Raw genomic sequence first — 16,625 nt, forward strand, 5'->3', positions numbered from 1 at the left:
TTGATTGCATGAATGAGCCAGGCGGGAGACTAGCTTTGACGGTCCCCGTAGAGCTGGGCATAAAGCCCTGCCTTGGCCAGTAATTCATCGTGATGGCCCTCTTCGATAATACGGCCATCCTCAAACACCACCGCCCTGTCGGCCCGTTTAACGGCGCTGAGTCGGTGAGCAATAATCAGGGTGGTCCGTTTTTCCAGAAATGCCTCCATCGCCTTATGAAGCTGGAATTCCGTCTCCGCATCCAACGCCGATGTGGCCTCATCCAGGATCACTACCGAGGGGTCCGAAAGCACCATTCGGGCAATGGCTAGACGCTGGCGTTGCCCCCCGGACAGTCTCACACCCTGCCGGCCAACCATGGTATCCAGGCCATCAGGCATCGCAGCCACCGTCTGGTCCAGCTGCGCAATTTGCAATGCTTCCCACATGCTGGCCTCGGACACCTCCCGGCCAAGGGTGAGGTTCTGACGTAGCGTGTCGTTGAACAATGCCGGATGTTGCAGAACGGTGGCGATATGCTCCCGCAAGCACGGCAAGCCGATGCGCTGTACCGGCACGCCGGCAATCAGAATGTCGCCCCGATCCGGGGTGTACATACCTAGGAGCACCTGCACCAGAGTCGATTTACCACCACCACTGGCACCGACCACGGCGACTTTTTCCCCCGGTTCTATGTGCAGGTTGATACCCCGCAGGATGTCTTCATCTTCACTGTACCGGAAATGGATGTCCCTCAAGGTGACGCTGACGGTATGGTGATCCCGAAACGGATTTTCCATGGCCGGGTAACGGGGCTCCTGTTTGAGCGCCAGTAATCGGTTGATTCGCGCCAGTGCGGCATTGGCTGCGTAAAATGCATACTGCATGTTGAGCATTTCCTGGACCGGGGTCAGCATGAACCAGAGATAACCAAATACCGCAAACATCATCCCGATGCTAAGATCACTCATCAACACCGCCACCATGGCAGCCGCCCGGAAAGCGTCGACGCCAAACTGGAACAAAGAGAAACTCGCCCGAGTGGCGGCATCGCTGCGCCATTCAAATTGCACCGCGTGGTCCCTTACGTTCCGTGCCCGGCCAATCAGATGCTGCAGATAATGCCCCTCCCGGTTAGCGGCCCGCAGTTGGTGAATGGCATCCAGGGTCTCGCTCAGCGCACTCTGGAAAGCTTCATAAGCACTGTTCTCCTTGCGCTTGAGCTCCTTGACCTGTTTGCCAATCAAAGTGGTGACGAAAATCACCAGCGGGTTGAACAGCAGAATCAGCAGCGCCAACTGCCAATGCACCCAGAGCAACACAATGGCGGTGCCGAGTACGGTCAGGCTGGCCACCAGAAACCGGCTGATGGTGTTGCCAAGGAACTGGTCAATGGTGTCGAGATCGGTGATGAAATGGCTGCTGACAGCCCCAGAGCCCAGAGTTTCGTACTCGGACATGGCTACCCGCTGCAAGCGTCCAAGCAACCGGGAGCGGATACGAAACACTACGTCCTTGGAAATCATCGAAAATTGAAGGGACTGCATGACGTTGAAGCCCAACGCGGCCAGCCGCATGAGGAACGCTGCTATCACCATCAAACCTATGTAGACCACCGGCTCATGCCAGGTTGCGGGTAAGATCGACTGCATCACCGGTAACACCGGACCAGCCTCGTCGAGCAGGACTTCGTCCACCAGCACCGGCAATAGCAGGGGAATAGGCACACTGACGAGGGTCGCCAGAATGGCGAGTATGTTGGCCCGCACCAACCTCGGCCGGTGTTTGAGGGCCAGGACTGCGATGGTTCGCCAGCTATAACCCCGGGTTTCCACCCCGGGGACCCCGGCTACTGGCGGTAACTTGCCCGCTCTATCTGTTGACTCCAATACTCCTCCTGCACGGCCGCCATTACCCGGTTTCTGTTCGAGATCTGGGATTCGAAAAACCTCAAGCGAGAAGATACGGGCAAAGTGCCCGGTTCGCTCAGCACCTATGGTAACTCAATGTCTGTGACTGGGCTCAGATAAGGCTCGGCTGGCGGCCAATAGCAGATTTGCGGCGCCGTCACTGGTCCCACATCATTTCATCTGCGATCATTGCCGCTTGTTTATTTTTACCCACCTGGTCCTGGCGACACTGTGAAAAACGACTGTCATTATCACCCCGGCGAACCTGCCAAATGGCACTGTGGCGAATGCCTGACCCACTACTGTACCGGGTGCATGCCTGATGCAGATACTCGCAAGCGGCATGGCCTGTGCCCGCAATGTGGGCGCTCCATGCGATACCTGGGGGCTGCGACTGCGGTAGTCCCTTTCTGGAACAGGTTGTCGGCATTTTTCCGCTACCCGTTCCACATGGACCCGCTCATCGTTATCGCCATTTGTACCTTGGTGCCGATGTTGCTGAGCGCCAATATTGTCGGCCTGATCGTCACGCTCTTATTGTTGGTGGCATTATTCAAATACACCTACGCGGTAATTCGCCATACTGCCGACGGTCACATGACGCCGCCGCCCTTGGCGACGGCCTTCAGCGGCGGCGGCTTCAACATCGTTTTCCTGCAGCTGCTGGTGTTTATCCTGATGGGCGGTGTAGTGTTCAGTGGTGCTCTGATAGGCGGACCCTTGCTTGCCATGCTGGTGCTGGCCTTTGTCATCCTGGCGCTGCCGGCCAGTATTATGGTGCTGGCGATGGAGCATTCCGTCGGCGCGGCGGTGAATCCAATGAACCTGGCCGTGTTGATTTCAAGAATCGGCTGGCCTTATTTCCTACTTTACGGCTACCTGATCCTGTTAACCCTGGCTTCCGGTGCGGCCCAAGAGTTTGCGGTTAATCATTTCGCACCGCAGATTGCGCAACCCTTGGCGGGCTTCCTGAACAGTACCTTTACGCTGATCCTGTTCCACATGCTGGGGTATCTGCTTTTTCAGTATCAGGAGGAGCTTGGGTTTGCCAGCGATCTGCAAAGCGACGGCATGCCGGAGCATGACCATCCGCGTGATCGTAGCCTGCGCTTTGATGCAGACATTGACATGAATCTGAAGGACGGCAATTACGACCGGGTGTTTTCAATGCTCCGGGAAGTGCTGAACAACGACCCCGGTAACGCTCATCGCATCGGGCAACTTTATTTACTGTTGAAAGCACGCAACGACAGCACTGAGTTTTACCGGTATCACCCGCGATTACTGGAATGGCTGGCCAACCATAACGACGCCACCGGCTTAACCGAGTTACTGGTAGTTCTTGAGAAAGCGGAGCCCGGTTTTCGCCTTGAGAACCCTGAACTGGCTGTGCGTTGCGCCGGAGCGCTCTACCGTCACGGCGAATACAAGGCGGTTCTGAAGTTACTGCAGGATTTTCACAAACGATTCCCGAACAGTGAACATCTGGCTCCTGCCTATCTCCTGGTAGCTCAGACGCTGGCTAACGGACTTCAGCAGTGGGACAAGGCCATCGCGTTTCTGAAGTTCATAAAGAAGAAATGCACTCAGCATCCACTGCAAGTGCAAATGGACACCTACCTCGCCCAGGCAGAAAAACACGAACCTTTGAAAGGCCCCAGGGCCAGTTTTAGCGGGGGAGTTGACGTCATTCGCGACTGAAGTCACTCCTTGTATATTGAGGCTACCTGGTTCGACCGTGTACCGCCTGGTAGGAGCGGTTTCAACCGCGATCAGTTTGCCGCTATTACTCATTCAACCTGAAGCAACTGCCGGTAATGGCGAGCTTTGTGCAACATCTGGCGCTTATCAAATTCGTCCGCGAGCAACCGACAGGCTTCACTGGCGAGGGTGTCATCTCCGCTCTCCCGTAGCCGATCAAACGCGCTTTCTGCGGTTTTCAGGTCGTCATTTCGCAAACAGGCGAACAATACCCGGTTATGATCCTCCGCCGACAACGGCTCATAGGCGCCACCTTTTGAAAGGTACTCCTGCCACACGCCAACCATGCGTTCCGGCTGTCGGCTGCTGATTGCCAGCGACATCAGCTCCCGGGCCCGCTCCCGGTATGGCGGCAGGTCCGGCCGAAGTTTGGCGAGCTGATACAAATGCTCGAGGATTATGGGCCGGTCCGGATAACTCTGGCGCAGCGCCTCAAACTGCTCTTCCGCCAGCCCAAACTCCATCCGCCCCAGACTCCCCATCGCCTGAGCGTAACTGCTAGTAAAATGCTCGTCCTGTTCGTCGTCTTCCGGCTCGAAAAAGGTCTCTTTAACCTGGAACCAGCTCTTCCCCAGAATCAGTACTAACCCGGCTCCGGCTAACAAACCTCCCGCGTGGGCCATGTAGGCAATACCAGTGGCACCGGCGAACCAGTAATCGTAGAGTTCCTTGCCCAACCACACCGGCAACAAGGCCAGGGCAGGCGCCCGGAAGTAGTTAAAATAGACGCCGAAAAAATAGAAGAACCGGATTCGCCGGAACCCGTAAATAGCCACGTACATGCCCATGAGGCCGGAAATCGAACCCGAAGCACCGACCAAAGGTACTTTACTGCCTACCGAGAAGGCCGTGTATACCAGCCCCGACAGCGCCCCACAAAGCAGATACGCTAACAGATACCGACCCGGCCCCATGGCTTTTTCGACAGTAAAACCCAGCAGAAAAAGAAAGACCAGGTTGCCCAGCAAGTGTCCCCAGCCACCATGCAAAAACTGATAGGTGATCAGTTTAGCAAGGCTCAATTCATCAGGAGTCAGCCCCACTTTGTTGGCACTGAGCTGCTCAATCAGCTCTTCCTGGATTGGCGGCCGTTGCGCCTGCCAGAGCTGCTGTTCCCGGGAGGCCCAGATTAACGACTGACTGGCCTGCATATAACTGTAAAACTCACGATCCGACAGCAGGCTGACAGCCATCCAGAGCCGGTTTTCTTCGACTGCCGATTGCTGGAAGGCCTCCAACTCCTCAAGGCGACCGGATTCGCCCCCAAGGTTGATCTTCCGCTGAAGATATTGCTCGTAAACCGGTGCTTCCAGTTCGAGCAGGTCGGAAGCCAGATAACGCTCCAGGGCCGTGGTCATCAGCCGGGGGTCCGAACCCTGATAGAAAACGAACACCAGCAGGCAAGTCAACATTAATCCAAGGGTGATCCAGGGCGGGCGCTTCCAGTTTATGGTGTTCTCAACAGGGACAATCAGCATCGGTGGTCACAATTCATCATAATTGGTCGGATCTCGTCTGCTTTTTACCACAGCATGGCCTTATTTTCGCGTTCAAATAGATCCTGATACATCAACACCTGGATCAGGAGATTCCAAGATGTCATACCCCCGTCATAGAAATAGTATTCAATGCCTGCAGCCATTTTGGCTTACAGTGTGCAGCAGCGCACTAGTGGTCACGTTAGCTGGGTGTTCAAGCACTTCGGAACAGCCGCAGAACGCCACTCAGCCCACGACAACCTCCGGCACAAAAACCCTTTCGTCAGAACCTGCTGAAGTGGCGACTATCGACCAATCGCCAATTGTGGCTGAACCCGTAAGTGACAATAGTTCAGCCAAACAAAAAGACAGCCTGAAAACCTCGAAAAAGGACACCGACATGACCGTACTGGTACTGGATGACCCGGAACTGATCGCACAATCCGCCGCACTGGAAGCTGGCATCATAATGCCGGTGAACAACGGGGATGACACACCACATCGTCCACACCGGACCCGGTTCCACTACAGCTTCGACAAGCACAACCTGAATGATGAGGATCAGGACATTCTGCGTGAACACGCCGCCTACCTCCGCGCCCACCCGGAAGTGACGGTGCATATCCACGCTCACACCGACCAGTTTGGCGCTAACGACTACAACACCTTTCTGGCCAAGTTGCGGGCCAGCGCTGCTGCCAAGCTGTTAAAGGCTGAAGGCGTAAACGATGCCCAGATTCGCACCACCGGATGGGGCAGCAGCAAACCGCTGACCAAACCGGAAGACCACGCCGCCAACCGTCGCCTGGAGCTGGAATACCACACCGGCCACATGGCGAAGGCGCAATAGGGCCCTGCAACGGACTTGTCGCGGTTGAAACCGCTGCTACCAAGCCGCCGACATCCGTAATAAAAAAGGCCACTGAAACGTGGCCTTTTTTAGCTAACTTGTCCGGGTAATCAGCGCCTACAGGGCATTGACCAACACCAGCACGGCCATCACCAGAATCGCCAGCCAGTTCAGCAAAATGCCCACCAGCCGGGTTGGGTGGGGGCCGCCACGGCCTTTGTGCATGCCCCAGGCGTGCAGCAGGCGACCCGCGATAAACGCCAGACCGGTCAGGTACACCCACTGCGTGTCCACGCCATTAAGCTCACCGACCCCAAGCAGAATCAACGTGATCGGTGCGTATTCAGTCAAGTTACCGTGGGAGCGAACGGCAGATTCAAAATCCCGGTCTTCCGTAAAGCCCATACCTTTCTTGTACTTCAGCCGAAAGGTGGACACCCGATAAGCCAGGAATAACATCAGAAAGCCGGTAATACTGGCGTAGACTGCCGTTAAAGGAATAATCATTGATTAACCCTTCTTGATGGCACTGACAATGAAGAGCAACAACACCGCGCCCGCCGTTGCCGTAACCAATTCACCGACAGCGCCCTGAGCCGCAAGACCAAGCAATCGAAATACAAAGCCGCCGATAATGGAGCCCACAATACCAATACCGATGTTCGCCAGTACGCCAAAACCACGGCCCTTCATGATCAGGCCTGCAAGCCAACCAGCAATACCACCGATGATCAGGAACAGAATAATATTCATTACTTGCTTCTCCGTGCAGGTTTGAGCACGCCGGCGGATCAAGGCGTGCTGGATATGATAACGGGTAGAGACTGCCCTGTTTTTAGAGGCGCTTCAAGATATTCGGCGGGCTTCTACCAGATACCGGAGCGGACCTTGATTGTCGATACCGTTAAAAGGATAGCAGGTGACCAGCAGCAAGCTGTTATCTGCCATATCGACGAGATTCATGGCTTCCTGACGGCTATCGACGATTCTCAGCCGGGTAACGCGGTAATCAATCCACGTTCCCTGGCGGCTCTGCAACCGGATTGTGCTATCGACTCTCATATCCTGCAGCGCCCCGAAATGGGTATCCCGGTGGCCCGCAATCACGACCGGGCCAGCCATGCCCGGCTCGGCGGAACCGGTTACATGGCCAGGGCCAAAGGCGAGGCTTTCACTGTGAGCGCCAGCCAGCACGATCAGCGGTTGGGCCGACTCTCCCAACTGCAATCGCGCCACCGGCCAGGTATCTGCCCAGGGCCAGGGTTTTTTCGCAGTCTGTCGAGCCTGACTTTCGGCCCAGGCCAGCGTCAGGAGTTCCTGGGCCACCATCGCCTTGAAGGGAATCCAGAGCCCGAGCGTGAAGACAATGCCGAAGGTAATGGAAAGGGTCAGCAGTATCCGGTTCATTCGAACACCCTCCGACGCAACATCATAAGTGCAATGCAGGGCAGCAGACCGATCAGGCCCAGTGCCATCAGTAAGGCAGCGGGCGTTGCAGTCTGCGGATAGCGCAGCATTGCCTGCTCACTACCGGCGGGCAGCAGGGTTGGCACATGATCCGTTGCCACCGGCATATCTGCAGGCCGCACTGGTGATTTGTCAACCGCAATGAAGCTGGTATATCGGGTCACCAGTTGATGTTTGAGTGCCAGTTGAATGACTCTGCTTTTATTCTCTTCGTTGATATAGCCGGAAAGGCTCTGATCCATCAACTGGTTGATCTTTGCCCGAGCCCAGTGCCGATGCAGGCCCTTGGCGGGCGCCGTTTCAGTTAACGGCAGTCGCTGCTGCCAGGCGCTGCTATCCGGCAAACGGCCTGACACACTGAGGTCGCCGCTCGGAGATTGCCCCCGGACAACCTGAACCATCGGCTCGCCCTGGAACAGATCCCCGGGTCGTGACGGCAAAACCTCAGCATCAGTGTCAGCAGTCCAGTCAGTCACAATATCTGTCAGAACCGGGGACTGCATTTTACCGAACAGTTCGGCCAGCGGCTGCTCCATGGCGGTCAGATCACTGATCGACGTGTAGGTGCCCCGACCGAACCGGGCCGCTTCCCGCATGAAATGCATGTTCGGGGCCGAGCCGATACCCACGGTGAACAGACGGCTTTGCCCCAGGTGGTCCTGAATGTACCGGAACAGCTCAGCCTCGTTACCGACCGCCCCGTCGGTGATAAAAACTACTTGCCGGATACGATGGTCCTGCTCGGGTCGTTGTTCCGCCAGCGCTACTGCCAGCGCTCCCGCCATCTCGGTGCCGCCATCGGCCTTGAGGCCACGTACATAGCGCCGGGCCTGACTCAGATTGGCGGTGCTTGCGGGCCTGGCCTCGCCGTACAGGGACGTGGTCTGGCTATTGAACTGAATAACGTTAAAGCGGTCATCCACCGCCAGGGTATCAAGACCTCTGAGCAGGGAAGCCCGGGCCTGTCGGATCGACTCCCCCGCCATGGAGCCGGAAGTGTCGACCACAAAAACCAGTTCACGAGGCAATTGTTCCGTGTTCTCAAGACCCGGCACCAGCATGGTCATAAGATAGTCCTCACCCTGCCAGGTTTCATGGAAGACCGCCGCTAAAGGCGCCTGGCCACGTACCGGTGCCCAACGCACCACCAGATCACGGTCCATCAGGATTGCGCCTGCCTTCGGAACCACCACGACGGTGTTGCCATCCCAGGTATTGTGTAACCCATGGGAAGGGCTGGTCACCGCACCGATAGGCAGGCCCGCATTCAATGTCAATTCCACGTGGGCAACATGGCTGGTGGAGTCAATATCCTGGGGCAGTACCGTGAACGGGCTGATGGCATCTGCATCCGGCACTGCATTGGTAGGCACCGCCCAGCCGCCTTGCCAACCCGTCAGCCCAACCGTTTCTGCTATCACTTCACCGGGGATATAGCGGGGTGTCAGCGTGGTGGGCAGGCGCAATTCGAATTCGCCGGACTGATAACGCACCGCCTGCTGATAACGCAGTTCAATCGATACCGTCTCTCCCGGCGGTATATTGGCGAGCCGGGTGGTAAACAGGTTGGGCCGCTGCTGCTCGATCTTGGCCGCCTGACGGCCCTCCTGTTTCGCCTGCTCGTACTGTCGCCTGGCCTCGTCCCGGGGCTGGATTTTCCCAATGATTACCCGCTCCCCAGCGGTCATTTTCAGGCTGTAAACGCTGGCTTGCTCCGGTAACGGGAATACATAGACGCCCTCCTGCCACTGCTGGCTGCTGTTTTCAAAGGACTGCACCAGGCGGGTGTCCGCGATCAGCCCTCCGACTTCTACTGTGTAGCCGGTTCGCAACAACGTAGCCGGTTGTTTGCCACCGGTTTGCTGATCAATAAAATGGAAAGCACCAGCGCCCTCTTCCCTGCGTTCTCCACGCTCGCTGGCGTCGGCAACCACCGGTTGTATAGCAAAAAACAACAGTACCGCTAACCACAGACTGATACCTTCAACTACCGCTATACGTCTGGCTTGACGTGCAGAGACAGAAGAGCGGATTGCAAAGGGGTGATCACTCAGGCCGGGAGACTGCGCGTTGGATTGCATCGGCTAGATTCCTTATTCTCGATGAGTCGGTTATGGCGTCAATTTCAACTCATCGAAACGGCGATGCCGTGGCGGAATCTGGCCAGGCGAAGGCAAACTATGATCAATTGTGGCAAAACCGCCTGCCATACTTGTGCTGGCCGGTTTCCATGGTTAAATGGCCAGCAGATTCAGGACCAGACCCGGGACTTACTATGAAGCGTCACATTGCATTGATAGAGGACGAACCCGCCATTCGTGAGAACTACCGCGATGCTTTCGAACGGCGGGGTTACCGGGTATCCGTTTATGGCGACCGCAAGAGTGCCTTTCAGGCGCTACGTAATAGCCTGCCGGATCTGGCGATTATCGACGTGGGGCTGGGAGATGAAATGGACGGTGGCTTTGACCTCTGCCGGGACTTGCGCCAGCTCTCCCCGACCCTGCCGATGATCTTCTTGACCGCCCGGGATAGCGACGCCGATTCCGTGCTCGGACTCAGGCTGGGCGCCGATGACTACGTCACCAAAGACATGAGCCTGGACCACCTGTTCGCCCGCATCACCGCGCTGTTTCGTCGAGCCGACGCCTGGACCGAATCACGCCAGCAGCCCGATGAAGAGCTGGAGCGGGGGCGCCTGAACCTGAATGTCGACCGCATGACCGCAGAATGGGACCGCAAACCGATCGACCTGACGGTGACTGAGTTCTGGATGCTCCATGCGCTGGTCCATCACCCGGGCCATGTCAAAAGCCGTACCCAACTGATGGAAGCCGCCAGTACCGTGCTGGACGACAACACCGTGACCTCCCATATAAAACGCATACGTCGCAAGTTCCAGCAGTGCGACAGTGGCTTCGACGGCATCCAGACCGCCTACGGTTTTGGCTATCGCTGGAACGCCCATGAGGCCTGATTTTTGAGTCTCAAACGCCAGCTTTTCGTCGCCAGTTTACTGATGCTGCTGATTCCCTGGGCAGGTTTGCAGTTTGTGCTGGAACTGGATACAGCCTTGCGTGAGCAATCCACCAGCCAGCTAAACGCCCAGGCCAGTCGCATGGCGCTTGCCTTGGCAAACCAACTGCCGGTCATGGACAGCCGGGAGACGCTGTACGCCACCACGCTCAGCAGGGCACTTAACATCGACGGTTACGGCGACGACTGGCCCGGCTATGACGACACCGACACCCCGACCGAGACAACCAATGAGCCGATCCAATGGCAAGCTGCCGTCCATGGCAGCTCGTTGTATCTGCTGATTCGGGTGCAGGTGGAGTCACCGGTTTATTTTGATCCAGGCCAGCCCAACCGGCCTTTCGAGCACTTGCGGATGTATTGGCAAAGCGGTGAAGGTCTGCATGAACGCCACATCAGAACCCCTGCCCCAGGGCCCGTGGTGGGCTGGCGACCAGGCCGGGAGCCCGCAGCGGATTATCGGATAACGGGTGTGTGGCAGGCGACGGGGCGGGGCTATCAGCTTGAGTTGCAACTGCCACGACTGGAAGAAAACAGCCTGTTCAGTTTTGCCGTTCACCGGCCAGTGCCCGAAGGCGCCGGGGTAGAACCCGGAACAACCCGGCCTGTCGCCGGCCCGGCCATTAACCCCAGGATGTTGAGACTCGTTACCAGGCTCCCACGCCTTGAGGAGAACCTGGCAGCTTCATTGGTGCCAGGCCAGCATGTTCGTATCCTGACGCCTGAAGGCTGGATATTGGCAGACAGTCATATTCCGGCGACCAAGGTTCAGACCGACTTTGAAGCCATGAGCCCGCTGGAAATCGTTGAGCAGATCAGTCTGAATGGTTTGCGGGCCCTGGTGCGCTATTTTCAGCCCTTACCCCTGCAACTGCCCGAAACCGAAGCCCGGATAACGCCCGGGCAACTGGGGGAGCAGGCCATTGTCCGTCACGGTGAAGCGGACGCCCAACTCATGGTCGCCCACGACCTGCCCGCTGGCCACGTACTGATGCTGGAGCAGTCCCTGGAGCAGATTCTGGCGCTGTCCGGCAATACTCTGGGTTCCGTGATTACCCGAAGCACCCTGCTGATCCTCGGCTTGATGCTGGTGCTGCTTGGCTACGCCAGTTGGTTATCCTGGCGAATAGCCCGGCTGCAGCGGGCGGTTCGTGCCAGTGTCGATGATGATGGCCGAATTATTGCGGCCATGCCGCCCAGCAAAGCGCGGGATGAACTGGGTGATTTGTCTCGCCAGTTCAGCCTGATGGTCGATAATCTGCAAGGCTATACCCGCTATCTTGAAAGTTTCGCCCGCCGACTCTCCCACGAGCTCAAGACCCCGGTGGCAGTGGTACGCTCTTCGTTAGAAAACCTGTCCCATGATACCCGGCCGGAACAACAGGCGATCTACATCCACCGGGCCCACCAGGCCACCGACCGTCTAAGCCAGATATTGCAGGGTATGAGTGAGGCCGCACGGCTGGAACAAAGCTTCGACCAGGCCGAAAAAGAAGTCTTCGATCTCGCCATTGTGGCCGCCCAGGCTGCGGAGGCTTATCAGGAACTCTCCCCCCAACACCGGATTCGCTATGTCGGCCCCGCTAACGGCTGCACTCTGAACGGCTCACCGGAATTGCTGGTGCAACTGCTCGACAAGCTGGTGGACAACGCCCGGGACTTCACGCCCCATCAGGGCAGAATTGAGGTTGAACTGAAACACCAGGGCGGCGGCCTTGAACTGAGCGTTTTTAACGAGGGCTCTTCCCTCCCTACCGATCTGGCCGGTGAAATTTTCAGCCCGTTTGTCTCGATTCGGGACGGCACGGATCAGGGCCATTTGGGGCAGGGTCTGCTCATCGTAAGGCTGATTGCGGAATATCATGGCGGCGCGGTTCAGGCTTTCAACGACACGGCCAGTGGCGGTGTCCGTTTCCGGGTAACACTGCCCGAAAACGGACGATCGTAAAATCAGTCGTCGAAGCGACGGTCCGAGAACTGACGATAGAACTGCTGGGCTGTACGGCCATTACGAACCCCGCGCCCGAGCGCAAAACGAATGGCTTCTTGATGCAGCGCCTGCCGGTTGACGACCTCTGGAAACAAGGCATCCACAGCCTGCAGATAAACCTCCTGGCCAAACGGATAGAATGACAGCTGCAAACCAAAACGATCCGCCAGCGATACCTGTTCTTCTATGGCCTCGGCTGGGTGCAGTTCGCCGTTTCGGACCTCACTCTTGAGGTTATCCGCCATAAACTCCGGCATCAGATGGCGTCGGTTGGAGGTGGCGTAAACCCGGACATTTTCCGGGGGCAATTCCAGTGAGCCTTCCAGAACACTTTTCAGAGCCTTGTAGGCCGACTCGCCAGCCTCGAAGGACAGATCATCGCAATAAATGACAAACCGGTACGGCAATTCGCACAGGTCATCCACGATCTCCGGCAAATCCACCAGATCATCCTTGTCGACTTCAATCACCCGCAGACCGTCACGTCCATAACGGTTTAACAATGCCTTGATCAGAGAAGATTTGCCGGTACCCCGAGCGCCCCACAACAAGGCGTTGTTGGCGGGCAGACCCTGCAGGAAACGCTCGGTATTGGTGGCGAGTGCGGCCTGTTGGCGCTCAATCCCCTGAAGCTGGTGCCACTGCACCGGGTCCAGCCTGGCAATCGCCCTGAGGCCCTGGCGATGGCGACGCCAGACCGCCGCACGGGTGTGGGACCAATCAACCGGATTATCTACTGGCATAACTGCTAAACCTCTGGCGTTCATTAGTGTGACTATCTTAACGTTATCTGGCCGCCTTACGTTACGGCCCCACCTCGTGGTCTGATGAGTGCAGGTCTGATACACTTTAAGACCAGAAAACTCAATGACTCCCATGGAATGGGATATACCGGAGACGCAGGATGCGACAACTTCTTCCGAGCCTCACGCTTATCGTGTGCGCTCTGCTCTTATATCTACTCTCAACTCTACTTTTAAACCCGGCCAGCGCCGACATCTATCGCTGCCAGCAAGCCCACCAAACCGTGTTCTCGGACCGCCCCTGCGGCGCCAATGCCGAAACGGTCACCGTTAACCCGACGTTAACCGGCGGCCAGCTCGATACCGGCACCGACGTGGAATTCTGGCAGGCACCTGCCCGGCAGCCTTCGCAAGCCGCCAGCGGCTGCTCTGGTGGCTATATCCAGTCCACGGAGCTGCGCCATTTACGGGTAAAACAGCAGGTCCGCGAAGGCATGACGGAAAAACAGGTCCGATACATTCTGGGCCCACCGGACCACCACGATGGCCAGTGGTGGGTGTACCTTCGCAAAGGCGAAGAGACCGGGCGCTACCATCTGCGCGGCGGCTGTCTCGATAAGTGGCGTTAACGGCTCGGGTTATGATGGTACTTCTTTACAGCATTAAAGCATTGGCCGATAAAACCAAAACAGATTAAGCTGCGCGCTAAATTAGTGCAATTTCGGTAGCAGCCATGTCTCGTCTTCGTTTGCTGTTTGATAACTTTACGCTGGTCATGATCGTTGTGATCATTACCGCCACCGTTCTGCCTGCCCACGGTGCGGGCGCCACATTCTTCGGCTGGTTGACCAGTTTAGCGATTGCGCTGCTGTTCTTCATGCACGGCGCCAAACTGTCTCGCCAGGCGATCATCGCGGGTGCGACCCATTGGCGGTTGCACCTGCTGGTGTTCGGTTGCACGTTTATTCTGTTCCCGATCGTAGCCCTGATCTTTCAACCTGTGCTGCGGCCATTGCTGGGTGACGCCCTTTGGGTCGGTGTGTTGTATCTGGCCGCCCTGCCGGGCACCGTGCAATCCGCCATTGCCTTTACCTCTCTGGCCCGGGGCAACATTCCCGCCGCCGTATGCAGCGCTTCGGCGTCCAGCCTTTTGGGCATTTTCATCACGCCGATTCTGGTGAAAATCCTACTGGATGCAGACGCAGGCACCGCCGGTACACTCGAAGCGATCCTCAAGATCAGCGTACAGCTGCTGCTACCCTTCTTAGCCGGACATCTAATGCGACCCTGGATCGGTTTCTGGGTGGATCGCAATAAGCACTGGCTGAAAAACGTTGACCAGGGCTCTATCCTGCTGGTGGTTTACACCGCGTTCAGTTCCTCAGTCATTGCCGGTCTCTGGCAGGCAGTGCCGCCTATGTCGCTGCTGATTCTGACGGTGGTGTGCTGTGTGCTGCTGGCAATCATGCTGGTGCTCACCACATGGCTCGCGCGGATATTGGGCTTCAACAAGGAAGACGAGATCACCATCGTGTTTTGCGGCTCCAAAAAGAGCATGGCCACCGGTGTACCGATGGCCCAGGTGCTATTTGCGGGTGGGGCCGTAGGGCCGGCGATTCTGCCGCTGATGGTTTTTCACCAGATCCAGCTGATGGTATGTGCCGTCATGGCCCAGAACTACGCCCGTCGTGAACTGCCAGGCGATGAGGCAGTTCAGGAAGCCCACTAGTACGACCTGATGCCTTAAGCCGGAGGGTTCACACCAACGTAAACCGTGTTGGTGGATTCGCAGTTCTGAAGCGGGTTGTAGAACGCCACTACGTGAGAAGCCGTGTCGGTGAACAACTCGTTCAGAATAACCATGAATTCTTCATCCGGCGGATCATTTGACCAGAGCGCAAACACGCCGTCAGGTCGTAACTGCCGGGCCATGCGCTGCAGACTTTCCACGGTGTAAAAACTGGCGTTGGAGTCATTCAGCAGGGCCCGTGGCGAATGGTCTATATCCAGCAGAATGGCATCAAACAGCCTGCCGGGCTGGGCTGGATCAAAGCCAGAACCTTCATCTACCGCCAGATCGAAAAAGCTGCCATGAACGTAGCGGCAACGGGGATCAGCGTTCAGCGTCTGCCCCAGGGGCACTTTCTCCTGCTGATGCCAGCCAATCACGGTATCCAGGGCTTCCACCACCAACAACTCCCCCACCCGATCACTGCGCAGTGCCGCCTCTGCGGTGTAACCCAGCCCTAATCCACCGACCACGACACTCAGATCTTCACCTTTCACAGCCGCCAGCCCCAGGTCCGCCAGCGCAACTTCCGCCTCCACGAACATACTGGACATCAGGAACTCTTCGCCCAGTTTTACCTCATAAATATCCCGGTTGCCCATGGCGGGGATACGACGTCGGCGCAAGGTAATTTCGCCCAGAGACGAGGGCTGGCTATCAATCTGTTCGAACAAAAGACCCATGATTTACTCTATTGAAGATAACGGAATTTAAACAGTGGCCATGGTAACAGCTCTTGCGGTACAGGTTTACGATTGGACGATAGTTCCAGTCTATGCGGTTCTTTACAGCAAACCCGCCTTGATTACCTACCGAGTCGCTACCACACATAGTAATTAAAGCTGTTGGTACTACAACCGCAAATCGAAAGGGAGAACAACATGGCAGATCCCGTACTACTCATCACCGGCGCATCCTCTGGCATCGGTGCCGCTACCGCACGAGCAGCCGCCAAAGCGGGTTACCGCTTGGTGCTGGCAGCCCGCTCCGAAGACAAACTGCAAGGCTTGCAGCAGGAGCTCGGCGGCAGTGATCGGGTGCTTACCACCCGCTGCGACGTGCAAAGCAATGACGACCAGAAGGCCATGGTGGAAAAAGCCCTGGCAACCTTCGGCCAAATCAATGCTGTGTTCGCCAACGCGGGCCGGGGTGGTTCTCCCGGTGGCTTCAGCGGCGCCGACCCGGAGACCTGGCGCGACATGATCCTCACCAATATTCTTGGGGTGGGCATCACGGTTCAGCACTGCCTGCCCGCCCTGCGGGAAAGCCGAGGCCACATGCTACTGACCGGCTCCGCTGCTGGACGCGTAACCATACCCGGCTCCATGTACAGCGCCACCAAATGGGCCGTTTCAGCCATCGGTTATGGCGTACGGGAAGAGCTGCGGGGCAGCGGCATCCGCGTAACCCTGGTCGAGCCGGGCATGGTGGACACACCCTTCTTCGATGAAACACCAAAAAATGCGCTGCAACCGGACGATATCGCCCGGGCCGTGGTGTATGCGTTGTCACAACCGGCGCATGTGGATGTCAACGAAGTACTGGTGCGGCCCACACCGCCGATTGAGGACGACAACTAAGAGTTTTCAGAGCTGCTATAACCGATAGTCGCTAACTCGTGA

15 protein-coding genes are annotated in these 16,625 nt (G+C 57.1%); 7 read left to right on the forward strand and 8 right to left on the reverse strand.

Features of this window, described 5'->3' with window-relative positions:
- Nucleotides 1-29: 29 nt before the first annotated feature.
- Complete coding sequence (locus WEB64_RS03880; RefSeq protein ID WP_368061731.1) at nt 30-1,814, reverse strand: ABC transporter ATP-binding protein; 1,785 nt, start codon at nt 1,812-1,814, stop codon at nt 30-32.
- Between the two features lie 306 nt (nt 1,815-2,120).
- Between WEB64_RS03880 and WEB64_RS03885 the strand changes: the two genes are divergently transcribed.
- Nucleotides 2,121-3,590 carry a hypothetical protein gene (locus WEB64_RS03885; RefSeq protein WP_368061671.1) on the forward strand — a complete coding sequence of 490 codons (1,470 nt, stop codon included), beginning with the start codon at nt 2,121-2,123 and terminating at the stop codon, nt 3,588-3,590.
- 89 nt (nt 3,591-3,679) lie between these two features.
- Here WEB64_RS03885 and WEB64_RS03890 read toward each other — a convergent pair whose 3' ends face one another.
- Nucleotides 3,680-5,128 (reverse strand): rhomboid family intramembrane serine protease, encoded by a 1,449-nt coding sequence (locus WEB64_RS03890; protein ID WP_368061670.1) that lies wholly within the window; start codon nt 5,126-5,128, stop codon nt 3,680-3,682.
- A 400-nt stretch (nt 5,129-5,528) separates the two neighbouring features.
- Here WEB64_RS03890 and WEB64_RS03895 point away from each other — a divergent pair, with 400 nt between their 5' ends.
- Nucleotides 5,529-5,978 carry an OmpA family protein gene (locus WEB64_RS03895; RefSeq protein ID WP_368061669.1) on the forward strand — a complete coding sequence of 150 codons (450 nt, stop codon included), beginning with the start codon at nt 5,529-5,531 and terminating at the stop codon, nt 5,976-5,978.
- Nucleotides 5,979-6,095: 117 nt separating this feature from the next.
- Here WEB64_RS03895 and WEB64_RS03900 read toward each other — a convergent pair whose 3' ends face one another.
- From WEB64_RS03900 to WEB64_RS03915, 4 genes are all read right to left on the reverse strand, one after another.
- Complete coding sequence (locus WEB64_RS03900) at nt 6,096-6,485, reverse strand: MAPEG family protein (RefSeq protein ID WP_368061668.1); 390 nt, start codon at nt 6,483-6,485, stop codon at nt 6,096-6,098.
- A gap of 3 nt (nt 6,486-6,488) precedes the next feature.
- Nucleotides 6,489-6,731 (reverse strand): GlsB/YeaQ/YmgE family stress response membrane protein, encoded by a 243-nt coding sequence (locus tag WEB64_RS03905; protein WP_368061667.1) that lies wholly within the window; start codon nt 6,729-6,731, stop codon nt 6,489-6,491.
- Between the two features lie 93 nt (nt 6,732-6,824).
- Nucleotides 6,825-7,385 (reverse strand): class GN sortase, encoded by a 561-nt coding sequence (locus WEB64_RS03910; protein ID WP_368061666.1) that lies wholly within the window; start codon nt 7,383-7,385, stop codon nt 6,825-6,827.
- A complete protein-coding gene (locus WEB64_RS03915; RefSeq protein ID WP_368061665.1) occupies nt 7,382-9,526 on the reverse strand; it encodes a marine proteobacterial sortase target protein in 2,145 nt (714 codons plus the stop codon). Before WEB64_RS03915 ends, WEB64_RS03910 begins: the two co-directional genes overlap by 4 nt.
- Before the next feature lie 194 nt (nt 9,527-9,720).
- On the opposite strand from WEB64_RS03915, the gene pdsR reads away from it, so the two are divergent.
- A complete protein-coding gene (gene pdsR, locus WEB64_RS03920; RefSeq protein ID WP_368061664.1) occupies nt 9,721-10,422 on the forward strand; it encodes a proteobacterial dedicated sortase system response regulator in 702 nt (233 codons plus the stop codon).
- Nucleotides 10,423-10,425: 3 nt separating this feature from the next.
- Nucleotides 10,426-12,429, forward strand: a complete 2,004-nt coding sequence (locus WEB64_RS03925; protein WP_368061663.1) for an ATP-binding protein — start codon at nt 10,426-10,428, stop codon at nt 12,427-12,429.
- A 2-nt stretch (nt 12,430-12,431) separates the two neighbouring features.
- Here the strand turns inward: WEB64_RS03925 and WEB64_RS03930 are convergent, their stop codons facing one another.
- Nucleotides 12,432-13,214 carry an ATP-binding protein gene (locus tag WEB64_RS03930; protein WP_368061662.1) on the reverse strand — a complete coding sequence of 261 codons (783 nt, stop codon included), beginning with the start codon at nt 13,212-13,214 and terminating at the stop codon, nt 12,432-12,434.
- Between the two features lie 161 nt (nt 13,215-13,375).
- Here WEB64_RS03930 and WEB64_RS03935 point away from each other — a divergent pair, with 161 nt between their 5' ends.
- Together WEB64_RS03935 and WEB64_RS03940 are read left to right on the forward strand one after the other, a co-directional pair.
- Nucleotides 13,376-13,843, forward strand: coding sequence for a hypothetical protein (locus WEB64_RS03935; RefSeq protein WP_368061661.1), 468 nt, complete (start codon nt 13,376-13,378; stop codon nt 13,841-13,843).
- Nucleotides 13,844-13,947: 104 nt separating this feature from the next.
- Nucleotides 13,948-14,943, forward strand: a complete 996-nt coding sequence (locus WEB64_RS03940) for a bile acid:sodium symporter family protein (protein ID WP_368061660.1) — start codon at nt 13,948-13,950, stop codon at nt 14,941-14,943.
- A 14-nt stretch (nt 14,944-14,957) separates the two neighbouring features.
- On the opposite strand, the gene WEB64_RS03945 is transcribed toward WEB64_RS03940, so the two are convergent.
- A complete protein-coding gene (locus WEB64_RS03945; RefSeq protein WP_368061659.1) occupies nt 14,958-15,686 on the reverse strand; it encodes a spermidine synthase in 729 nt (242 codons plus the stop codon).
- Between the two features lie 198 nt (nt 15,687-15,884).
- Between WEB64_RS03945 and WEB64_RS03950 the strand changes: the two genes are divergently transcribed.
- On the forward strand, nt 15,885-16,583 hold the full coding sequence (locus WEB64_RS03950) for an SDR family oxidoreductase (RefSeq protein ID WP_368061658.1): 699 nt from the start codon (nt 15,885-15,887) through the stop codon (nt 16,581-16,583).
- Nucleotides 16,584-16,625 lie beyond the last annotated feature (42 nt).

The organism is Marinobacter sp., from assembly GCF_040882185.1.
Lineage (GTDB): Bacteria > Pseudomonadota > Gammaproteobacteria > Pseudomonadales > Oleiphilaceae > Marinobacter.

Bases quoted from the DNA above. Each gene is read 5' to 3' on its own strand.
- WEB64_RS03935 (WP_368061661.1), top strand. From the start codon at position 13,376: ATGCGACAACTTCTTCCGAGCCTCACGCTTATCGTGTGCGCTCTGCTC.
- pdsR (WP_368061664.1), top strand. From the start codon at position 9,721: ATGAAGCGTCACATTGCATTGATAGAGGACGAACCCGCCATTCGTGAG.
- WEB64_RS03945 (WP_368061659.1), bottom strand. From the start codon at position 15,686: ATGGGTCTTTTGTTCGAACAGATTGATAGCCAGCCCTCGTCTCTGGGC.
- WEB64_RS03905 (WP_368061667.1), bottom strand. From the start codon at position 6,731: ATGAATATTATTCTGTTCCTGATCATCGGTGGTATTGCTGGTTGGCTT.
- WEB64_RS03895 (WP_368061669.1), top strand. From the start codon at position 5,529: ATGACCGTACTGGTACTGGATGACCCGGAACTGATCGCACAATCCGCC.
- WEB64_RS03950 (WP_368061658.1), top strand. From the start codon at position 15,885: ATGGCAGATCCCGTACTACTCATCACCGGCGCATCCTCTGGCATCGGT.
- WEB64_RS03910 (WP_368061666.1), bottom strand. From the start codon at position 7,385: ATGAACCGGATACTGCTGACCCTTTCCATTACCTTCGGCATTGTCTTC.
- WEB64_RS03900 (WP_368061668.1), bottom strand. From the start codon at position 6,485: ATGATTATTCCTTTAACGGCAGTCTACGCCAGTATTACCGGCTTTCTG.
- WEB64_RS03930 (WP_368061662.1), bottom strand. From the start codon at position 13,214: ATGCCAGTAGATAATCCGGTTGATTGGTCCCACACCCGTGCGGCGGTC.
- WEB64_RS03890 (WP_368061670.1), bottom strand. From the start codon at position 5,128: ATGCTGATTGTCCCTGTTGAGAACACCATAAACTGGAAGCGCCCGCCC.
- WEB64_RS03940 (WP_368061660.1), top strand. From the start codon at position 13,948: ATGTCTCGTCTTCGTTTGCTGTTTGATAACTTTACGCTGGTCATGATC.
- WEB64_RS03915 (WP_368061665.1), bottom strand. From the start codon at position 9,526: ATGCAATCCAACGCGCAGTCTCCCGGCCTGAGTGATCACCCCTTTGCA.